Genomic DNA, 20,690 nt, shown 5'->3' with positions numbered 1-20,690 from the left:
TAAACCAGAGTTACCCGAGTAGTGTTGGGAGATATAAATTTAGGAGCCCTACATGAATAACAAAATTGGTATTTTTTGGTTTGTTGAAAGCACATTCGTTTATAAAACTCAAAATGCTATTGACTTAAAGCCTGATCTACTTGGCTTTGTTGATAGCACCTTACAACACCAAATTGAATGGGAAGAAAATCTAATATATGAACAATTTGCTTTAAGCCTTCACAATACGGACTACTATAACTTCCCAAGAGGCCGTGTTGTGTTTAATTCTAATCAGCAAACATCACTCATCTATTTAGATAAAAAAATCTTTAAAAAGCATGTTGTGAATGAGATAAAAGCTAATTTTGCTTTAGCAAATACAAACATCAAGTTCTTCACAGATCCTCATTACAATTGTTTCAACAGCTTTTAGAAATAAGGGTTCTAAACAAAGTCTTCTATTACGCAAAATCAAAAAATAATAAGCACTTGAAATTATTGACTTATTTTTATTTATTTTAAACTTTTATTTCCTGTTGTTCTAAATGAGAAATTTTTAACGACGCCAATATGGTATTTCACCCTTCGAATTAGTTGGAGAATTAATGCAGTTGGTATTAGAGCTTTTCAATCGATATTCAAAAGCCAGACAAACAGATCTCCTCTTTATTCCCTTAGACTTTCATCGAGTCAATTAATGATGTGATTAAGAGAGTTTGCGCATCATAGGTATGAAAATGTGGGTTGGGGAACAAGATCAGTAGTCCCGATTTACTTGGGACAAAGATAAAATCGAGCCTCAATTAAGAAGCTTTGGAATTTGCATACGTCAATCCACATAATAAAATACTGAAACCTAGTAACTAGAGCTTCAGATGGCTCGAACCTTTACCCACTTGAACTCCATTCATCTAACGTTAGCTAAACTCTAAGTATTTACATCCTCATCACATACCACTCCAAATAGCGGTTGCAGTAATTAGATAGTTGCCAAAACCAGAAAAATCAAAAAGTTGCATGAAGTTACACTTACCTTATATTGAGTCTGAATAAAAAACAAACACAACTGTAAAGGAAAAACTATGGTTACATCCAACACTCAACTACTTGCGATGGCATTGGCTTGTAGTTCCACTTCGGTTTTGGCTACACAGGTATTTTATGATCAGGATGGTGCGGGGGATCATTCGCAGTATCAGGGCGCACCTGTTGATTTTATCTCAGCTCGTGCAGGCACAACCGAATACTTTAATGCGCTCACAGGTGGCTTAGCGGTGGGTGAGTGCCATCAATTTGAAGTGGTTAATACACAAACTGGCGATTTGATTGCTCCTCTCACATTCAACGCCCCCTTTATTTCTGGCCCACTGCCTGCGGAGCATAAGCTGACAGAAAAGTCGCTTAAACTCAGCTGCACCTTACCCTCAGGTGAAGAAGCAATTGTATATCACAAGATACCCAAGGCTCCCGCCGTTGTATGGCACAGTGAAATCACAGTGGCTGATTGGCAAACGCCGAGCAATGGCCCAGGGTATTTTGCGGATGTTCAATATACTGGCTTGATTAATATTAATAACAACTCGCATCAAGGCCAGTGCCGCAAAGCCAATTATGTCAGTGGTAACCCAGAATTTTTCAATGAAAGACATCAAGGTGGATTTTATAGTGATGTCTTGAATGTTGTGGGTGAGGCTAAATACAGTGGTTTTTATAAAGTGCTAGTGACAGAGTTAATTTGTAAAAACTCGGGTGGTACGACTCGTCTCGTCGAAACTTGGCATATAAATCAAAACTCGCAATCTCGTGAGCTTTCTTCCGAATTGTTCTAATAACCGCTGGATGATACGCAGCGTTGCGTATCATCCTCCCCATTTTAAATTGATAGCACTGAGCGGCTAATTTCTATATTCTTACTGAATAAAGTTCCTATAAAAACAACAAATATGCTTTGTAGACTCATTTACTTTATTTTAGCCTTAACCGCTTGCGCCTCTTTGGCTGACGACAAGACTATTGAAGAAACCCAAGACCATCAATTACCACTCGGTATTTGGGTTGGTTTAAGTAATGATATAAACAAATAGATCACTGCCCTAAGAATAAATAAACAGGGGTCCCACGGTTTTATTCATGCATCAATTTCATCGGTGCTAAGTCATGGTGTTAGCTATAAGTTTACTGGTAAGGACATTAAGTGTGACAAGTACTTTTGTCATATTACCATGGCAGGCGAACAGAATAATTCAAGAAGTCTCAGCACCTTTTTAGATCCCACAGGTTACAGCGACGCCCCCAAAGTTCAGAGCTATAAGCTCCACCGAGTGGAAGGCCTTGCTGTACTCGATACCTATGTCAACAATGTACGCAAACGACAACCTCTCAGCGGACAATCTGGGTTTGCTGGGGACTGGATTGGTTATACTAAAAATGAAAATCTTTCAGTGACGAATGATTACTTGGTCAACCTTTATATTCGTGAGGATGGTCATGCCGAATTGGAAAGCTACTTACTGCGCTCAATCACACCGATTAAACTCTCTGAATTTAACACTGGGCATCTGCAACACGATGATAACTTTATTGATATCGAGGTAGAAGCATTGGCTGGGCTTTGCCTTGGACCGGCCAAGCTAACTTTATCTAAAGTCACTAAGAATTCGATGAGTGGCTATTACCGATGCCTACATCACCGCCATAAGAATATGCTCAATGAAGGGTTTATTGAGTTTGATCGAAAATAGCGCTTAGAGTAAAACCACGCACTGCCATAGTAACGCAGCAGCTTGCTCACAACTCTTGGATTGTAAGTAACCTGAGCTGCGGATAATTAATGCCTTTCTAGCAGCCAGTTTTAGCGCTAACTGTGTTGAATTCACTTCCAATAGCCAGCTATTGGTGCGTAAATTCGCCTTGCCTACAGGATGTAGGTACCTTAGCGAGAGCAGGACGCGGAAGCGGTGTTTTCCCTAAAACTCACTGGCTAAACAAGGAAAAAAGCTAAGTTGTGCTTTAGCAACAATGAGTTGGAACATTCCTTATCCAAACCTCAGGTTAAGTAAGCTGTGTAAACCTAGTTACCGCTATTGAGGTTTTTTGCTGGCATTGGGCGTTTGTGGCTCTTGGCTTTGTGGATCTGTCGCAATTGATTTCGCTGAGGCAGGCAAAGCAGATGTGCTGCCCTCCGTATTTAAAATCAGCGGTAGGCCATCTTTACCACTGCCTATTACCACCACTTTTGCGTTATTAGATTTCGCCAATTCTATGGTTGCTTCTATGCCACGCCATCTTAGGTAAGTTTCAGAGATCCCGCCACTCACCGTTTCTTGAAAATCGGCTATCCCCTGAGCCTCGACTTTCTTTCGCTCAGCCTCTTTTTCAGCAACATCTAAACGCATTTTATATTCTTGGTATAGGTGCATTTGATTCACCTTCGCAACAATCGCACTATGCACGCCTTCAGGAATATCAACCTGACGAATAAGCATATCGTCTAAATTCACCAAATTGTGCCCTTGCATTTCGCTTTTTTCTTGTTTGAGTATCGACTTCTCTTGTAGCTGAACTTCTCTCAACACAGTACTTAACAGTTGATCTTGGATCTTTAATCGCTGATTAGCATAGACCTCTTCAGCGGTATAATCAGAAACAATCATACGAACCGCTGATGCAACTTCAGGGATCACAATTTCATCAAGATAGTCTGTCCCGACTAACTTGTGTAGGTAAGGAATATGTTCCACAACAGGACGGTATCGCACTGTTATTTCCATTTTGATCCTGAGCCCCTCGGAGGTAATGGCGTGGATCTCTGTGGTCGCAGTTTGAAATCGACTCGAATAAATCGTCAACGTATCCCAGGGATAAACCAGCACCGTACCCTCATAAAATGGATGTTCTACAAACGTACCACCGCCAAGGCGCTTCCACAGCACCCCAACTTGACCTGAGTCGACTTTAATAAAAATAACTTTGACCAATGCAACGGCAATAAATAATAAAATAAGTAACGTCACACCAGCACGAAAACGCCAAGACAAAATACGCTTATGCCACTTGGGCTTGTAACGCTTTAACACCCGCATGAGCAAATTAGATAGGATCAGTGCCAGTATTAAGCCGCCGGCGACGAGTAAGGCAAAATCCCCTGAAATATTAATGTTCATGATGGTACTCCATTACTTTCACTGTCGAGGTGTGCTAACAACTGACCTTCCTCCATTTTTAAGTGCACATCGGCCAAATGGAAATAGGCGTCGTCATGGGTGATGGCAATAATGGTGTTACCACGCGCTTTTAAACGAGGTAACACTTGTTCGTAGAATTTTCGTCTAAAGATAGGATCTTGATCTGCCGCCCACTCATCAAAGATGTAAATGGGACGATTTTCTAAAATGGTACTCAAAAGCGCTAAGCGCTTGCGCTGACCTGATGATAAATCTATGGTGCTAAACGCCCCATTTTGAATACCCACTTTGGCGCGCATCTCTAAAAAGTCCAACCATTCGTCGATTTCTTCAGTACTCAAATCACGAATACCATAGAGCTGCTGGAACAAATGAAAATCTGCAAAAACGGCTGTGAATAGGCTTCGATAAGCAAGGCGATTATCTTCCGTAACCGCTTTGCCATTCAAAAGGATTTGTCCGCTCTGTAATTCATAAAGGCCAGTCAACATCCGTATAAACGTTGTTTTACCGCTACCATTACCACCGGTAATAAAAGTGGTTTTTCCTTGTTCAAAGGTGATATCCACCGGCCCCACTGCAAACGGACGATCGCTCGATTTTTTCTGATGTTGATAAAACGCCCCTGCTAAGGTGATGGCACTAAATGCGGTTAGGCTTTCACTCGGTTCAGGTCGTTTAGTCTCTTGCTCATCTTGGACATTTTTTAAATCGCGCTCCAATGCTAAGACGTTTTGCGCCGCCTCCGTTGCGGTGGTGAAAACGGGGATCCCACCAACAATACTGGTAATAGGGCCGATTAAAAATAGCGATGCGGTGGTAACTTTAATGACCACATCGGTATACACGTCAGAGAGCATAGGGACGATAAACACCATAGCGCCTGTCGCTGCGAAAAAGGTGATTTGCGACAGAATAAAGTCGGTCGCAAACAAGGTTTGGGTTTTGGTTTTTGCACGCCTTGCACGATTCGAATCACGGCGGTATTCATGTTCTAAATCTTCCGCTCTTGGCTCACTGAGCTTTACTTCTTTAAAGCCATCGAGCAAGTCAGATAAGCGTTGAATAAGCTGGTTTTCGCTTTCAAAAGAAATGCGCATGTTGCGCTGGATTTCATTGGCGCGTAAACGGTGAATACTGGCTCCGACCAAAATCAGTGTCGATATAACCATAAACGCCACAAAAGAGTGCCAGGCAATATAAAGAGATGTGAAAAACACCAAACTGATGGATTGACCAATGATCACAAACAGCTGCGCCGACTGAGATATGGTCTGTAACTCTTTGCTGATGGTATTAAAGATCCGCTCTTTGCCAATTTTCTCTAGCGTTGACAGTTCGGTATGACGAATGCTTTCAAACAGATCGACTCTCAATTTATCTATAGCACGCTCCACCATTTGCGCGGCTTTAGTCATCAATCTTTGCTGAGTGAAACCATATATTGCAATCGTCAGTGTAAATAGCACCAAGTAGTAAAGAATATGATTTTCTTTATTAATATCAGAGATATTGGCAGCTACGTTGTTGATAAGCGCAAGCACCAACGCGTTGGCCAAACCAGAAATGCACCCCAGTGCAACAAAGGTCCTTTTCTTTATCTGAATATGTCGGCGAATTAATTCGTACAATACCATTGTTATTATCTTTTATTGTTATTGGGCTACCGCCCGCGCATGCTACTTAGCATAGTCCCTAAAAATCAAAACTGCCTGTTGGATTTAAATAAATATTGCATTAAAACATTAAGTTATATTTATAAATCGCCCAGTTTTACCGGCAATGTAAGATCTCATTCCTCGTCATTCACCTCTGTAGGCTTGCGCTTTTGCCCAACTAGTAAAATGATCAAGCCAACAATAGGCGTAAACATCAACGAAATTAAAAAGAAGCCCACGGGCCCTGCAAAGGTGTTTCGTCCCCAATAACCAGTTAAAATGCATAACACTAAATATAAAGCGATAAGCATAATTTTCTCCAAGTTGTTAATAAATTCGGTGTGAAGAATAAACCAGCAGTTGCCTGCCGGTTTATGTCAGCCAGTATCGGTTATACTGTGGCTTTTTCCGCTGTAGCTGTTGCGTCCGCATTCCCTTTATTTGCACGATACTTAGCTGCGATGTCTGCGATATCCCCTTTCATACTTGCTAGATTCAGGTCTATCAGCGTGCCGCCGTTTTCAAAGTGTCGAACAAAAGTTGCGCCTACTGCGTGTGTTGATGCCGCAGACACAACAGGCATAAATGCGATTGCACTTAACGTGCCAAGGACAGGAACCGCCTTCAAAAAGCTGCTTAGTCCCGCGCCCCCTAAGGTTTGTGGAAAAGAGCCGCCGATCAATGCGCTTACTGTGCCACGCAGCTTGTTGTCACCATATGATTGACCATAGACTTTTGCTACTTCGCCTATCATCTTCATTTGGATCCCTGTCAACGCCACTAAATCAACCGCAGGAACGGGAATAAACCCAGAGCCAAACGACCATTTTGTGTATTTGTCGACAATCAGCTGAGCAACGGCTGCTCTGTCTTCATCAGCAACAAGTTGTGATTCCTGTTGTTCTGGAGCGTCGCTCGCCTTGTCATCCTTCGCTGTTTTTGTCACTGCCATAATTCATCCTCTATGATTTATTTAAACAGTTGTCGAACTCATCAAGCACCATGTTGGCACTTGCCCTAGTACCCAAAATCAAACAAGTTGCACTTATTCAACTCTGAGCTTTACCGCCTTCATCCATGATGAAGAAGTAAACCTAAGAACAACCAAGGATTTGCACAGTGTCACAAATACAACTGAGCGAAACGTTGCCACCTACCGCAGGCGTTCTATTAATTTGTTTAACCGAGCACGAAAGCCCGGTATTTTTCCCTACCGCGTTATGCCTGATTCAAATCTTGCTGGCATTGCTCGGTACGGTGTTTATCACTATAGAAGATAATGTTGCGGATCTCCTTGGCGATACAATCTGACTCAATCCCCTCTTTCACATAGTTGCTAAACACCATGATGCTTTGATCTCGTTCCAGTAAACGGGTGAAACTGGTCACCCATGAATAGGGGTAACTACCAGAGTACTGTAAAAATTTTTCATACATTCTGAGATTTGCATCGGCTGGGTTTTCGGGGCAATTTGCCACTTTGCCGTACTGGTTTGGGTCGACATAAGTCACAAACCAACCATAGCCATAGTATTCACACTCGTCGCTGCTACCAGTGTTAGAGTAGGGAGCAAAGGCCGCTAGTTTCTGGGTATCGTTTAAGATTTGAGTGCCATACAAGCCTTGATCCCACTTATGCATGTCTTCCACTGTGGAATACAAATCTCCAGCGGAATACAGTACCAAAGGGTTGCTATATGGATTCACTAAAATGTCTTCGTAAGGTGCAGGTCCACCTGCAGCTGGTGGACGACCATTGGCAAGGGGTAAGTATTGGTTTTGATTATAGATATAGCCTGTGGTCATATTTGAATAGACACCAATCGCACTGTAAGAGCCGCTGTCCGTCATGCTAAGCGGGTTTAGAATTTGCTCTTGAACGATATTAGCAAACCAATACTCACGACTAATATTGCCTTGTTTGCCAGCCGCTAGCTGCTCGATGATATTACCGATGAGATAATAGTTACAGTTGCTGTATTCATACTTGCTGCCGGGCGTAAATGACGGTGTGCCACTTTGCCCCGCTTCGGCACCACAGGTGCAAAAACGATTACTAAAATCTTCCGGACCGTTAAGATCTAGACTCGAGTTATATAAATAAGGCCGCCAACCGTAATTATCGTACACGGCTTCGTTGTCGCTGTAGTTATTGATCCCAGACGACATGGTAAGCAAATGATGCAGCGAAACATCCGCACATTGGTTATCTGGGTACCAAGGCAAGTGATCACCAATGGTTTCCTGCCGTAAGTCCTTACCATCTAACATCTTCATTAAAATAGCGGCCGAAAATGCTTTGGTATTGGAACCGATGCGATACTTAGACTTAACGCTGTTATCAACATCATATTGCATGTTCTGTGGTCCGCAGTTGGACTGGTACACCACCTTATCAACCGAGGTGATATAAACCGTGCCAAAGAATAGGTTGGCATCGCAATATTCTTTCACCACCGCCGCTATCATTTCTAATTGATTAGGCATAATGGTGTGATTATCTGCGACGCTCTTTTTCTGCAAACAAGAAGCCAGTGCTAAGGTGATGCAAAATAGCATCATCATTCTTAGCCGTAGTTGTATTAGCCATTTCATTTTTTCATTCCTTACATTGCCAACCACGTAACCACTAACAAATGTTGTTGCCCGACTTTCATCGGAATGAGTACCAACTAGTTATGCTGACGCGATATTTGCCATGCCAACTAGTACTTTACGAGTGCCTGTATAGGCCTCTCTGCCATGAGTAAACAGCATATTATCCAGCAGCAAAATATCGTTTTTTTGCCACGGGTAAGCAAAAGTGAGGTCTTGATAAACCTGATTGATGAGCTTGATGTCTTGGTCACTTATTTCGCTACCATCACCAAAAAAGGCGTTACGAGGTAAAAATTCGCTGCCGATACTGTCACGCATTTGTGCACTGAGTTGATTATCTAAGCTCGAGCAGTGGAACAAGTGAGCTTGATTAAACCATACCTTTTCACCACTTTTTGGATGGCGCATGACCGCCGGACGCCATTGCTTGGTTTGTAGCCTTTTATCATCAAGCCAAGTAAATTCGATTTCATTTTGTCGGCAATATTGCTCAACCTCGGCTTTACTCTCGGTCTGAAAAACCTCTTGCCAAGGTAGGTCGATATCACCGTAGTTACGCACGTACTGCACACCTAAACGCTCAAACTTGTCTCTTAATTCACTGGGAATACGACGATATACTTCACGGCTGTCGGCAAGTGGTGTGCACCCACCCGTGGTTGCGGGGATCACACAAAAAAAGCCCATTCGCATCGGCCAAACATTGGAGTAAGCATTTTCGTTATGCTGCAGGATCACTTGATCAGCATGATATTCCGTGGTGGTGTAAATATTGTTGTTCAGTGCCGTTCGTGGCGACGAGCGATAAACATACTGGCTTAAACGCTCACCAAACAAGGTCTCAAGTATGGCGCTAAACTGATTCGTGCTCACAATATTTAAGCCACGAAGCAATGCAAAACCATCTCGTTCAACCCAGTTATTCACCTCTTGAACGTGACTTTTCACCCATGCCATGCCGCTTTGTTTAACCTCAGATAAGTCATGTATCCGAGAGTCTGCTGCAATCGTTGTCGGATCCAATTCCAAAGAAAGTGCGTGATCCATTGTTTTCCCATCCTTAAAAGTAAGTACTTTTGCTAGTGCAACACATAGTTGCGCTCAATTATGTTAACCAACTGCCCTACTTGCTCGGCTTGCAGGCAAGACAAATGATCTCCTTTGACTTCATAACAAGAGAGAGAGTGACTAAATGGTTTCCACCCCATGTCTTTATTCACAGGACGGCCTTCAAATTCTTGCGTTTGCTGCGTTTTTACAACGCAGATTAGGGTGTCGCTAAGCATAGACGGCATCTCAATATTTGCTCGCAGTTGGGCACTAAAAACTTGTTGAAAGTGGCGTAAATGCGCATCACTAAAGTTAAATCCAGCTTGATGTATCCAGCGATTGAGATAGGCAATGCGTGTTGAAGCTTCACCTTGCTTATAGGCACTGATTTCAGCATCAGAGACACCGAGGCGAAAAAACGCTATCAGATTATCCAGCATCATTTGTGCGATTTGCGCTTCATCTAGGTTAAGCGCTGGATTGCTCGGTACAGGCGTATCAATCACAGTTACCGAACAGCCAATTCGACCTTGTTGCTCAAGTAAAATGGCAAGTTGATAGGCAATAAAGCTACCAAAAGAATGTCCGACCAAATGCACTTGTTCACCAAGTTCAGCGTCTGCTAATACACTCAAGTAATACGCTGCGGTGTGCCTAATCGAGGTTAGCGTCTCGGGTTCCTCGGCTAGCGCCTCTGGCTGCAAGCCATAAACGGGTATACGGCTATCAAGCCCACCCACCAAAGCATGAAATGCCATTAGCCAACCTCCCGCTCCCGCAATCAATACCACAGGTGTAAAACCAAGCTCTCCCTCTTGCAAACACACTAAGGTTTCAAGCGATTGAGGTTTGCCATGACATTCGCCGAAACTACCCCTCAATGCTTGAACATACTGACTGAGCCCACGCACAGTCGGATGCTCAAAAAGTGCCGACAGCGGCAAATTGAGCTGTAGGTGCAGATTAATATCACCCACTAAACGCATCGCTAATAGCGAATGACCACCTAAATTAAAGAAGTTATCGTCAAGGCACACGCCATCCACTTGCAAACGACAGGCAAACTGCTGCGCTAATTGCGTTTGTAGTGGTGTGAGTCTTTCCAGCTTAGCCTCTTGCCGCTGGGGTTGAGGCGGAGTGTATGAGCCGGCCAGCGCAATGAGCCGTTTGCGATCGACTTTGCCGTTCGTTGTCAGCGGAAGCTGGCTAACGAATTGGAACAACTCAGGGACCATGTAAGCGGGCAGTACTGCGCGTAATTGCGCTCGCAGAGCAGCATCACCCACTTCCGTATGCTGCGTTGACTGCACAAATGCCACTAATTGCGCGTTGTTACTGCTATCTTCACGCACCACCACAGCACACGCAGCAACTTCGTCTAGCAGCTGAAGTTGCCGCTCAATCTCACCCAATTCGATGCGGTAACCGCGCACTTTAACTTGGTCATCACCACGGCCTAGATACAGCAATTCATTTGAGGCTAAGCAGCAAGCGCGATCGCCAGTTTTATAAAGTCGCTGGCTGCTATTTGGCTCAATGATAAAGGCCTGCTGCGTCTTTTCTTTGTCATTGAGATAGCCTCTGGCAAGGCCAATACCTGCAATGTATAAATCCCCTTCCACACCGGTAGCCACCGCTCGAAGCTGTTCATCAAGTAAATATAAAGACAAACCAGCGACGGGCTGACCAATTGGCACGCGTGCACCGCTGAAGTGTGTGACATCATTAAGGGTTGCAGAAATGGTTGCTTCAGTCGGGCCATAGGCGTTAATAATTCGAATACGGTCGCCATAGCGCTGCTGCCAATCGGTGAGCGCGGCAATCTGCATTTGCTCGCCACCTATGGTGATGATCCTCAGCGAGCTTGGCAAGGTGACTGAAGTCGCTGCAAGTTGATGCCAATACGCCGTTGGTAAACTCATCAGTGTTAACTCGGCATCTTGGCTTAATTGCGCCAACTTATTGGGGTCCAACATGTCGTCTGTCGGTGCCATCACCAAGGTTGCGCCACGAAGTAAAGTACAAAAGACTTCTTCGGCAAACACATCAAAGCTCATGCTAGCAAATTGCAGGTAATTGTCGCTTGGCGTAATCGCATATTGCGCGGCTAATGCCTGCACATAATTCACGACACTGGCATGCTCCACCATCACCCCTTTTGGCATGCCCGTGGTACCCGAGGTATAAATTACATAACAGAGGTCGTCAATCTGGCATGGCGCAGTAAAGCAACGACTAGGCTGCTCGGCCAAAGCGCCCTGAATACTATCTAAATCGACTTGAGGCACCACCAGCTCCGAGCTACCCTGCCAATATTCTGTTTTAGTAATCAGCATGGCTGCATTGGCATTTTGCAACAGCAAACGACGTCGAGACTCGGGTAGTGTTGGTGCAATTGGTAGATAAGCTGCGCCCAATTTGAGCACCGCAAGCATAGCCACAATAAGCTGGTAATTCGCCTCTAGACACAGGCCAATAATAACGGGGGCCGTACTCGGCTCTAGTCGTGAAGCAAGGTAATGGGCGAGCTGATTGGCGTCTTTATCCAGCTGTGAATAGCGATAACAGCGAGCCTCCCCAGAGGCGGTACTATATTCACGAATAGCAATATGCTCAGGAAATTCAGCAGCAACTTGAGCAAATAATTGCTGAATTGGTAAATTTGGCGTTTGATATTGCACCGCTTGCGTCAGTGAAAAAGTAGGTAGAGGCAATGCCTTGCTGTACTGCGCGTGTTGAGGCTGCCAAGGCAATTTTCCGAGTGTTTGCTCAGGCTGTTGTGTCGCAGCTAACATCAGCTGCTGCATCGCCGCAAGGCTTTGCTCGATAAACACTTCATCAAAGCATTGCTGCTGATAGCTCAGCGTGAGCGATAAACTCGCCCCTACGCCGACCACAAAGGTCAATGGGTAGTGTGTTTCGTCAACTTCACTTAAGGTTGTTGCGATAAATGGCAGCGCAGCGCTATTTTGTAACGGATCTTGCGGATAATTTTCAAAAACATACAAGCAATCAAACAATGGACTGTCGTTTTCAATACCCGACCATTGATGAACTTGTGTCAGTGGTGTATGCGGGTGCTGCGTTAATGCCATAAGCTGCGACTTCACTGCTTGCAGGTAATCTTTCACACGCGCAGCTTGATCTATCGCGACATGGACCGCTTGCGTATTGATATACAAGCCAACGCGCTGCGCCATTCTACTAAGCGCTGTGGGTCTACCCGCGATGGTTTGACCAAATAAGGCATACGGTTCGTTGCAGCAATTTGCCACCCAATACGCCCAGAGCCCTTGGATAAACTGATTGACGGTAAGTCCTTGCTCGCCTGTAAAGCGAGTCACGGCATCTTGCAGCGATTGCGATAAAGTCACACTAAGTTCTTTAACACCAGCCGCTTTATTTTCAGTGTGAAGTACCTTTTCGCTGAGTAATGTGGGCGTGGTAACTCCACCCAAATACTCCTGCCAAAACGCTTCGTCGCGGTCAACATGCGTATGCAAATATTCGATATGATCGCGGAAATTATCTACCACAATGGGTCGTAACTCACCTTGGCAACGGGCTTGATAAAATGCCAATAATTCAGCAAATAAAACCGGCAGCGACCAGCCATCCATAATGAGATGATGATAGGTCCACACCACCCCAACATTGCCATCTTCAAAAGCGATTAAACACAACCGCATACAAGGCGCTAGTGAAAGCCTAAGCGGCTCGGCAAGCTCCACCGCGGCCTGTGAATTCACCATGTACGATTGTTCTTCTGCAATAGCGACACTCTGCAGTAGCATCAGTGGTACATCGGCATGTTTACAGACCACTTGCAGCGGCTCGCCAGCAACATCTATAAAGGCCGAGCGTAATATGCTGTGCTGTTTAATCAATTGCTGCCAAGCGTAACTCAACGCCTCAATATCCACACAACCTTGTAGCAATAAGCTGGTTTGCTCGATGTAAGGTAGCGTGCTTTGAGTGTGCGCCTCACGTGCCGTTTGACTGTGGAACCACATGCCTTGCTGCAAACCAGTTAGAGGGTAAATATCTTCAACTTCCCCTTCAACCTGCCCAAGTATGCGCTGTAACTGCCGTTCAGAAATACCGCTGAGAAGTGCAAAGTCACTGACTGTGTAATGACGTTGAGGCTGGGATTGGCAATGCTCGATGACCTGAATTAGACTTTCGAGTATCTCTTTACTTAATCGCTCTGCTGCTTCAGATGCTAAGCGCTGGCTGTCAAACTCTAACGTTAACGCCAGTTTACCATCCACGACCGCCGCCGTTAGTTGTGCTCCAAAGTAACTGAGGTTTGACTCTGCAACCAAAGTGCCAGTCGACTCACGAGCATCTCCCAGCAAACCTTGTTGCTCAATGACTGTATCTAGCTGGCCTAAATAGTTGAAAAACAGTAAGCCTCGGGTATCAATCTCAAGCGACGAGCGAACGTTTGGTTCTGGGTGTAAATACCGCGCTGCACCATAACTACTGCCAACTTTAGCACTCCTTTCAAGCTCTGCCTTGATACTGCAAATCACATCATGCAAGCAGCTGCCATTACTAAATAACTGTATTGGATAGAGCGCCGTTAACCAGCCAATGGTTCGGCTGCTATCCAGTGCCTCCGTCAGTAACTCGCGACCATGCCCTTCTAGCATGATCACTTCACTGCCTGCACCACGCTTTTGCGCACACCAGGCAAGCGCACTAAGCAGCAATGCTTGCGCCGTCGTACCATAACTGGTGTTGGCGGATCCCAATAGCGCACGGGTGTGCGCTGCTGACAATGTGTGGCGAACTTTGGCTATGGTTGGGGTTGGGGTCGCGCTTGTATTTTTAAGACTCAATAAGTGTGAAGTTTCAGCCAGTGCAGCCACCTTCTGCCATTTGCGCAAACCACGCTCATCGGTTGCAAGTTCACGATAAAAATCGGCAAGTTCAGCCAAATTCGCGCTTGCGGCAGGAAGCTCCAACGGCACATTGTTTATTTGCTGCTGTAGCAGCTGACTTACATCTTCAAGTAACACACGCCAAGAGACGCCATCCACTAGCAAGTGATGTGCGCTAAACAGCAAGCGATTATTAACCTCACAGTCAGGCGTAACATATAACACCGCTTTAAACAGTGGCGTGCCAGTAAACGCAAAGCCTTGCTGCACTTGCTCACTGAACTCGCTCAGCTCAGCTTGCCATGCTTCACGTTCAAGCGTATGCGCCGTAAATACCTTTTGAATATCAATGCCATCACGTACAAATAGGGTATTTTTATCCGCAACCACCAAACGTAGCGCATCGTGCTGAGCTATCAAGTACTCTATCACTTGCATGAGCTGCGCTGGTGTGACGGACTTATCTACACTCACCAGCACGCTCTGATCCCAATGACTGGGTTTGGCAAATTGTTGAGCAAAAAACCAATGCTGAATTGGTAATTTATCGAGTTTACCAACCAATGGCAGCCTTTCTTTACCCATCGGCAGGTGAATATCTTGCTGGGCAATTCTTGCTGCAAGCGCCGAAACACTGGGATAGGTGAACACATCAGTCGCACTCACAGGTAACTTGAGTGCTTTGGCTTTACTTGCGATTTGAATACTCAAAATAGAGTCGCCGCCCAACGCAAAATAGTCATCTTCAGCGGTCATCGATGGCGTATTTAATACCTGCCGATAAATCGCCAGTAACTGGGCTACGATGCTGTTAGCCTGTGGTGTGACCGCGCTCTGCTCGGTTACTGTGATAGTCTGTTGAGTTTTACCAAGCGTTGCCAAGGCACGATGGTCAACCTTGCCATGCGGTGTCAAAGGTAGCCTTGCGAGCATGACAAAATGCTCTGGCACCATATAACTTGGTAGTCTTTCCTTTAGCTGGGCTTGAAGCACTTGAGGCTCAGTTGTTGTTACCACACATGCCTGCAACTGTGGCTGCCCTGACGCACTTGTGGTTATCTGAACTGCGCATTCTTGTACGCTCGATAGCAGCCCAATTTGCTGTTCAATTTCGGCCAACTCAATACGATACCCTCGCAGTTTTACTTGTCCATCGTTACGACCCATATAGGCGATACGGCCGCTGCTAAGCAGGCGAACCAAATCTCCCGTTTTATAGGCTCGCACCATGTGTGAGGGAGAGACTTGTAGCTCAATAAAACGCTCAGCACTAAGCTGTGGTTGGTGTAAATATCCTCTGGCAAGTCCTGCCCCTGTTACGTATAACTCCCCAATCATCCCCGGTGGCACAGCACGCAGTTGTGGGTCTAAAATAAATAGCTGGCTATTGTCGACGGGCAAGCCGATATCAGGCACCTTTCCGTCAAACTCAACCACACCTGAAGTCGCGACCACCGAGGCTTCGGTAGGTCCATAGTTATTGACTAGGGTAAATCCGTATTCTTTTGCTTGTAGCGCACCAAGTTTATCGCCGCCAACCAATAAATAGCGCAAACTTTGTGGATTGAACAAAGGTTCAGTGAGTAACGCTTGAGCGATTGGCGTTGCAATAAAACTATGCGTGACTTGGTGTGTATTGAAACAGGCTGTTAATTCGGCCGGTGACTGTAGCACCGCTTTTGTCACACACACTAGGCTCGCACCAGCACACAAATAAGGCCAAATCTCCCACGTTGCCGCGTCAAAGGCGGGGTTTGCGGTTTGACTTGCAACACTATGATTATCCACCGCAAAAGCTCGTCGGTGCCAACCACATAAGTTCGCCAACCCTTGGTGGGCTATCATCACGCCTTTGGGGTTACCTGTCGTGCCTGAGGTATAAATCACATAGGCCAACTGCTCCGCTTTAACTTTTGGAAACTGCTGAGGTAGTGGTATTGCCGCAAGGCGCGCTTGCACGTCAGCGTCATCAACACAAATGACATGTGGGGAGCGATATTCAGCCTCAATGTGGTTATCATCTAACTCTGCTGCCTCAAAGCGAGCGGCAAACTCACACTTGGTTAAAACCAGCGCTGTGCCGCTGTCTTTAGCGATGTAATTGACTCGCGCTTGAGGGTAATGAGGGTCCACAGGTACATAACACCCACCCGCTTTTAACACAGCCAACATCGCCACAATGAGATCTGCGCTGCCCGTCATCGCGACAAGCACAGGCTGCTCTGGTTGCAGCCCTTCGCTCAATAACAGCGCCGCCAATGCCTTGGCTCTTTCAGTAAGCTCACCATAACTCAGGGTTTGATTTGAGTTTGTGTCAATTACCGCAACTCGCTCAGCTTGTGTAGGCTCTGCCATATGTCGCTCAATTTGCTCAAGCACTGACTGCTCAAAGTGTTCCGGCGCTGATTTGCCTGAAATCGCATGACTCTCTAGCTTCTGCTCCTTGCAAAGTTTTATATCCGCAAGTGCGCAATCAGGCTGCGTGAGTAACTGCGCGATCACAACATTAAAACACTCTGCAATGCTAGCTACGGTTTCTCTTTCAAATAATCCACTGTTGTATAGCCAGTGCAGTCTCAACCCTTGCCCACTTTCTGTTGCGCTGAGCTCTAGATCAAACTTGGCACGCGCATTTTCCGACGTTAAAACTTCCGTACTAAGGCCTACAAACTCTGGCGTGTGCTGTGGCTCGGGATTAAACGCAAAACTCAACTGGAAAACACTCTGGTGACTCAACTCTCGGCTAACACCAAGATGATCAATGAGCTGCTCAAAGGGCAAAGATTGGTGTTGATGTACTTGTTCAATTTGCTCTTTTTGTATATCGAGTAGTTGGCTGAAACTCTGCTGCCAATCGAGCTTCACGCGAATTGGCAAGGCATTGACGAAAAAGCCAATCAATTGCTCCACCTGTGGGTGATGCCGCCCTGAAAATGGCGCACCAATCACAATATCATCCACTTGGCTAAACTTAGCGAGCACCACCGCATATGCGCTATGCAACCAAATAAACGGGGTTATTCCTAAACGCTGACAATACTGTTGCAGCCGTTGCCATGTTTCAGCGCTTAGCTGCTCATTAAATGCTTGCGCGCTATTGTTCACGGCCTGCCCACGAGGCGTGTCGAGCGATAATTGATGCAGTGGCGGCGCATCGTCAAGGTGCGCAGACCAAAATGCCATGTCTGCACTTTGCTGCGCGCCTTGGCTCTGTGCTCGATGCCAATGGGCATAATCCGCGTATTGCACCTCAGGTGGCGCAATCAAGTCACGGGCAAGCTCACAGCCTTGGGTGTAATGGGCATAAAACTGTGTGAGCTCTCGCATTAATACTTCAATAGACTGAGCATCACTAGCAATATGGTGCATATTGACGATAAGGCGATGATAGCCTGATGAGAATCGAACCAGAGTTGCACGGATCATTAGATCTATACTAAGATCAAAACCCTGCGCTTGGTCGTCCCGTACCGCGCGCTGCCAAACCACAGTTTGCCAAAGCCGCGATTGCGTAGAGACATCAATAAGCGTAACAAAATGCTCAGGCAAAGCGACAAGGTGCTGTTTAGGCCCATCATTAGTGTTTGTGATAGCCGAATGCAACACCTGATGCCGTGACAGCACTTTTTGCCAACTTTGCTCGAATGCGCTCAGATCAAGCTCCCCTGAAAACGCCAATAACGCTTGAATTTGATATTGCTGGCTGCCCTGCTGCATTTGATCTAGTGTCCATAAACGCTGCTGAGCAAAAGACAACACTACGCCATTGGTTTTATCCACCACAGCAATAGCACTTAGCTGCGCGTCTTGCTTTTCAAGTACAGCCGCTAAACCTTGTACTGTAGGGTGCGTAAAAATCGCTTGCAGCGGTAACTCAATGTGCAGCGTCTTGCGAATATTATTTGCCAGTTTTGCAGCAAGTAGCGAGTGCCCGCCGAGTCTAAAAAAGTCGTCATAGCGACCAACTGATTCGCGCTGCAAAGTCTCGGCAAAATAGCTTGCAAGTTGGGTTTCAAGCTCGCCAATCGGTGCTTCATAAGTGTTTTCGTTAAAGCTTGTATCAAGTTGCTGCAGTAGTGCTTTTTTATCTACTTTACCATTGCTGGTCAGTGGCATAGCTGTCACCGTTTGCACTTTGGCCGGCAACATATGGTCAGGTAAATTTTGTTTTAAAAACTGCTGCATGACCAAAGTGATGTCGTCGAACTCGACCTGTTTGTGTAACACCACAAAGGAGCAGATCCAGACATTTTCTGGGTCTTGCCGATTTAACAGCACAGTGACCTCAGCCACTTCGGGATGATGGCGCAACTGGTTTTCAATTTCGCCTAATTCAATGCGATAACCCCGAACTTTTACCTGGTCGTCAATTCGGCCAACATAGCTCAGCTCTCCGCTGGCCATTAAGCGCACGAGATCGCCTGAGCGATATAATCGCTGCTCAGACGCTTCACTAAACGGGTTTTGAATAAAGCGAGTGGCGTTTAACTCGTCACGTTGCCAATACCCCCGACAAACCCCCTCGCCCCCTACGTACAACTCGCCCACGGCACCTTGCGGCAAGAGCCTTTGCTTGTCATCAAGTACATAGCAGCTGGTGGTCGGAATAGCACGACCTATATTACTGGTGCCAAGCGTCAGATCCGCAGGCTTCAGCGCCTTAAAGGTAACATGTACTGTGGTTTCGGTAATGCCATACATATTGATTAACTGACAATTTGGTAAGTGCTGTGCCCAAGGCTGTAGCTTACTTGGCTGCAACGCTTCACCACCAAAAATCACGTACCGCACTGCACATTGGCTCACCAACTGACTGTCATTGAGTAGCGTGGCTTGTAGCGCGTAAAACGCACTTGGTGTTTGATTTAAGACCGTAACCTGGGCATCAACCAACAACTGAGCAAAAGCTTGAGTGTCTTGCGCAGCCGCTTTATCCACAACCACAAGACGACCACCACAGAGTAACGCGCCATACATTTCCCACACTGAGAAATCAAAGCAGAAGGAATGAAATAAGGTCCAAACATCCTGCTCATTAAAATCGAATAAGTTGGGCTCTACATGAAGTAAGCGCACCACATGACGATGCTCAATTTGTACGCCTTTTGGTCGTCCTGTGGTGCCCGAGGTATAGATCATATAAGCCAAGTCTTGCGGCTCAATCTGAATAGCATCAAGCTGCTTGAGGGCTTCGCGGCTGGTCTGAGGCTCTGTCTGTGACACATTAATTAGCTGGTATGAAAGCTGACTAAACAGTGCCTGAGTGGCGTTATCACAAAGCAGCCATGGGCTTTGCACGTCTCCCAAAATATACTCAATGCGTTCTTGTGGGTAGTCGGGATCTACTGGTACGTAGGCAGCACCCACTCTAAGCACTGCCAGCAAGGTCACTATCATCTCAACGCTGCGTGATACACTCACCACCAACATGGTTCGTGGCGTGACCCCTTGTTGTAACAGCATTATCGCCAGCGCATCGACTCGATCGTTAAGCTCACGATAATTCAGCATAGTCGTGCTATCTTGCACGGCAGTGCGTGTGGCAAAGTGCTCGGCGTAGCGCATGAATAAACTGGTGATGGTGTCTTGCTTAGGCCAAGTTGCCGCTTGGCATCGAGCGCCCGTTATTAAAGCTTGCTGCTGTTTTTGGTTCAGTAACGCAAGTTCACCAATTGCGGTATGAGGGGCTGTAACACAAGCTTGAAGCAGCGTGTGAAAGCAATCCGCCCAATGTTTGATGGTCTCTTCTGTGTAAAGATGGCTATCAAACTTCCAATGTAAATAAAGTGCCTGCTCATCAACTACGGCATTGAGTTCTAAGTCGCATTTTACCGCTATGCTATCCGCCTGTTGTTTTTGCACTTCTTGAACCGATAATCCCGGAAGCGTAAAAGCACGCTCATCACGGGTTTCCAGTGTAAATAATATTTGCACTAGCGGATGGTGACTTAAATCTCTTGGAGCGCCAACCGCTTCAACCACTTTATCAAAAGGAATATCGCGATATTCAAACGCCGCTAGGTTAAGGTCTTTTTGCTGCTGCAACCATTGGCTAAATGGCATATCACTTTCAAGCTTTGCTTGCATCACTAAGGTATTAACAAACAAGCCAATTAACGGCGTTAATTCGGGGTGACGACGGCCAAGTTCTGGCGTGCCTACAACTACCTGCAGCGATTGCGTAAGCCTTGCGATAAACAACATAAAGGTATTGAGCAGCCACATAAAGGGTGTGAGCTGGAGCGACTTCGCCTGTGTCGAGATCGCCGCAAATAACGACGCATCAAGCGCTTGGCGATATACTTTCCCCGTTAACGACTGCACCGCAGGAC

Annotated in this window: 11 protein-coding genes (1 of these 11 running past the window's edge); 4 read left to right on the top strand and 7 right to left on the bottom strand. The window is 45.9% G+C overall.

Annotated elements, in window-relative coordinates:
• The first annotated feature begins 52 nt into the window (after nt 1-52).
• From CKO50_RS01165 to CKO50_RS01155, 4 genes are all read left to right on the top strand, one after another.
• Nucleotides 53-415 (top strand): hypothetical protein, encoded by a 363-nt coding sequence (locus CKO50_RS01165; protein ID WP_095726675.1) that lies wholly within the window; start codon nt 53-55, stop codon nt 413-415.
• 649 nt (nt 416-1,064) lie between these two features.
• Entirely contained in the window at nt 1,065-1,811 is a 747-nt protein-coding gene (locus tag CKO50_RS01160; protein WP_095726674.1) for a hypothetical protein, read from the top strand.
• Nucleotides 1,812-1,925: 114 nt separating this feature from the next.
• Complete coding sequence (locus CKO50_RS23860; protein WP_176474590.1) at nt 1,926-2,066, top strand: hypothetical protein; 141 nt, start codon at nt 1,926-1,928, stop codon at nt 2,064-2,066.
• Nucleotides 2,067-2,204: 138 nt separating this feature from the next.
• On the top strand, nt 2,205-2,723 hold the full coding sequence (locus CKO50_RS01155; RefSeq protein WP_095726673.1) for a hypothetical protein: 519 nt from the start codon (nt 2,205-2,207) through the stop codon (nt 2,721-2,723).
• 339 nt (nt 2,724-3,062) lie between these two features.
• Here CKO50_RS01155 and CKO50_RS01150 read toward each other — a convergent pair whose 3' ends face one another.
• From CKO50_RS01150 to CKO50_RS01125, 7 genes are all read right to left on the bottom strand, one after another.
• Complete coding sequence (locus tag CKO50_RS01150; protein ID WP_095726672.1) at nt 3,063-4,145, bottom strand: prohibitin family protein; 1,083 nt, start codon at nt 4,143-4,145, stop codon at nt 3,063-3,065.
• Nucleotides 4,142-5,803: a cyclic peptide export ABC transporter gene (locus CKO50_RS01145; RefSeq protein ID WP_095726671.1), complete on the bottom strand. Its 1,662-nt coding sequence runs from the start codon at nt 5,801-5,803 to the stop codon at nt 4,142-4,144. Before CKO50_RS01145 ends, CKO50_RS01150 begins: the two co-directional genes overlap by 4 nt.
• Nucleotides 5,804-5,958: 155 nt before the next feature.
• Nucleotides 5,959-6,135, bottom strand: coding sequence for a hypothetical protein (locus tag CKO50_RS23855; protein ID WP_017217212.1), 177 nt, complete (start codon nt 6,133-6,135; stop codon nt 5,959-5,961).
• An 80-nt stretch (nt 6,136-6,215) separates the two neighbouring features.
• Complete coding sequence (locus CKO50_RS01140; protein WP_010607109.1) at nt 6,216-6,776, bottom strand: YcjF family protein; 561 nt, start codon at nt 6,774-6,776, stop codon at nt 6,216-6,218.
• A gap of 266 nt (nt 6,777-7,042) precedes the next feature.
• Complete coding sequence (locus tag CKO50_RS01135; protein ID WP_095726670.1) at nt 7,043-8,419, bottom strand: serine hydrolase; 1,377 nt, start codon at nt 8,417-8,419, stop codon at nt 7,043-7,045.
• Between the two features lie 81 nt (nt 8,420-8,500).
• Nucleotides 8,501-9,469, bottom strand: coding sequence for a TauD/TfdA family dioxygenase (locus CKO50_RS01130; protein ID WP_095726669.1), 969 nt, complete (start codon nt 9,467-9,469; stop codon nt 8,501-8,503).
• Between the two features lie 32 nt (nt 9,470-9,501).
• A protein-coding gene (locus CKO50_RS01125) for a non-ribosomal peptide synthetase (protein WP_095726668.1) crosses the window boundary here: on the bottom strand, nt 9,502-20,690 show its 3' portion. 874 nt of this gene lie beyond the right edge of the window; only the last 11,189 of its 12,063 coding nucleotides appear in the window; the start codon falls outside the window, past its right edge — the gene reads right to left on this strand; the stop codon is at nt 9,502-9,504.

This window comes from Pseudoalteromonas sp. HM-SA03 (genome assembly GCF_002289345.1).
In the GTDB taxonomy this organism is placed as follows: Bacteria; Pseudomonadota; Gammaproteobacteria; order Enterobacterales; family Alteromonadaceae; genus Pseudoalteromonas.
This window is presented reverse-complemented; position numbering and strand designations above follow the sequence as displayed.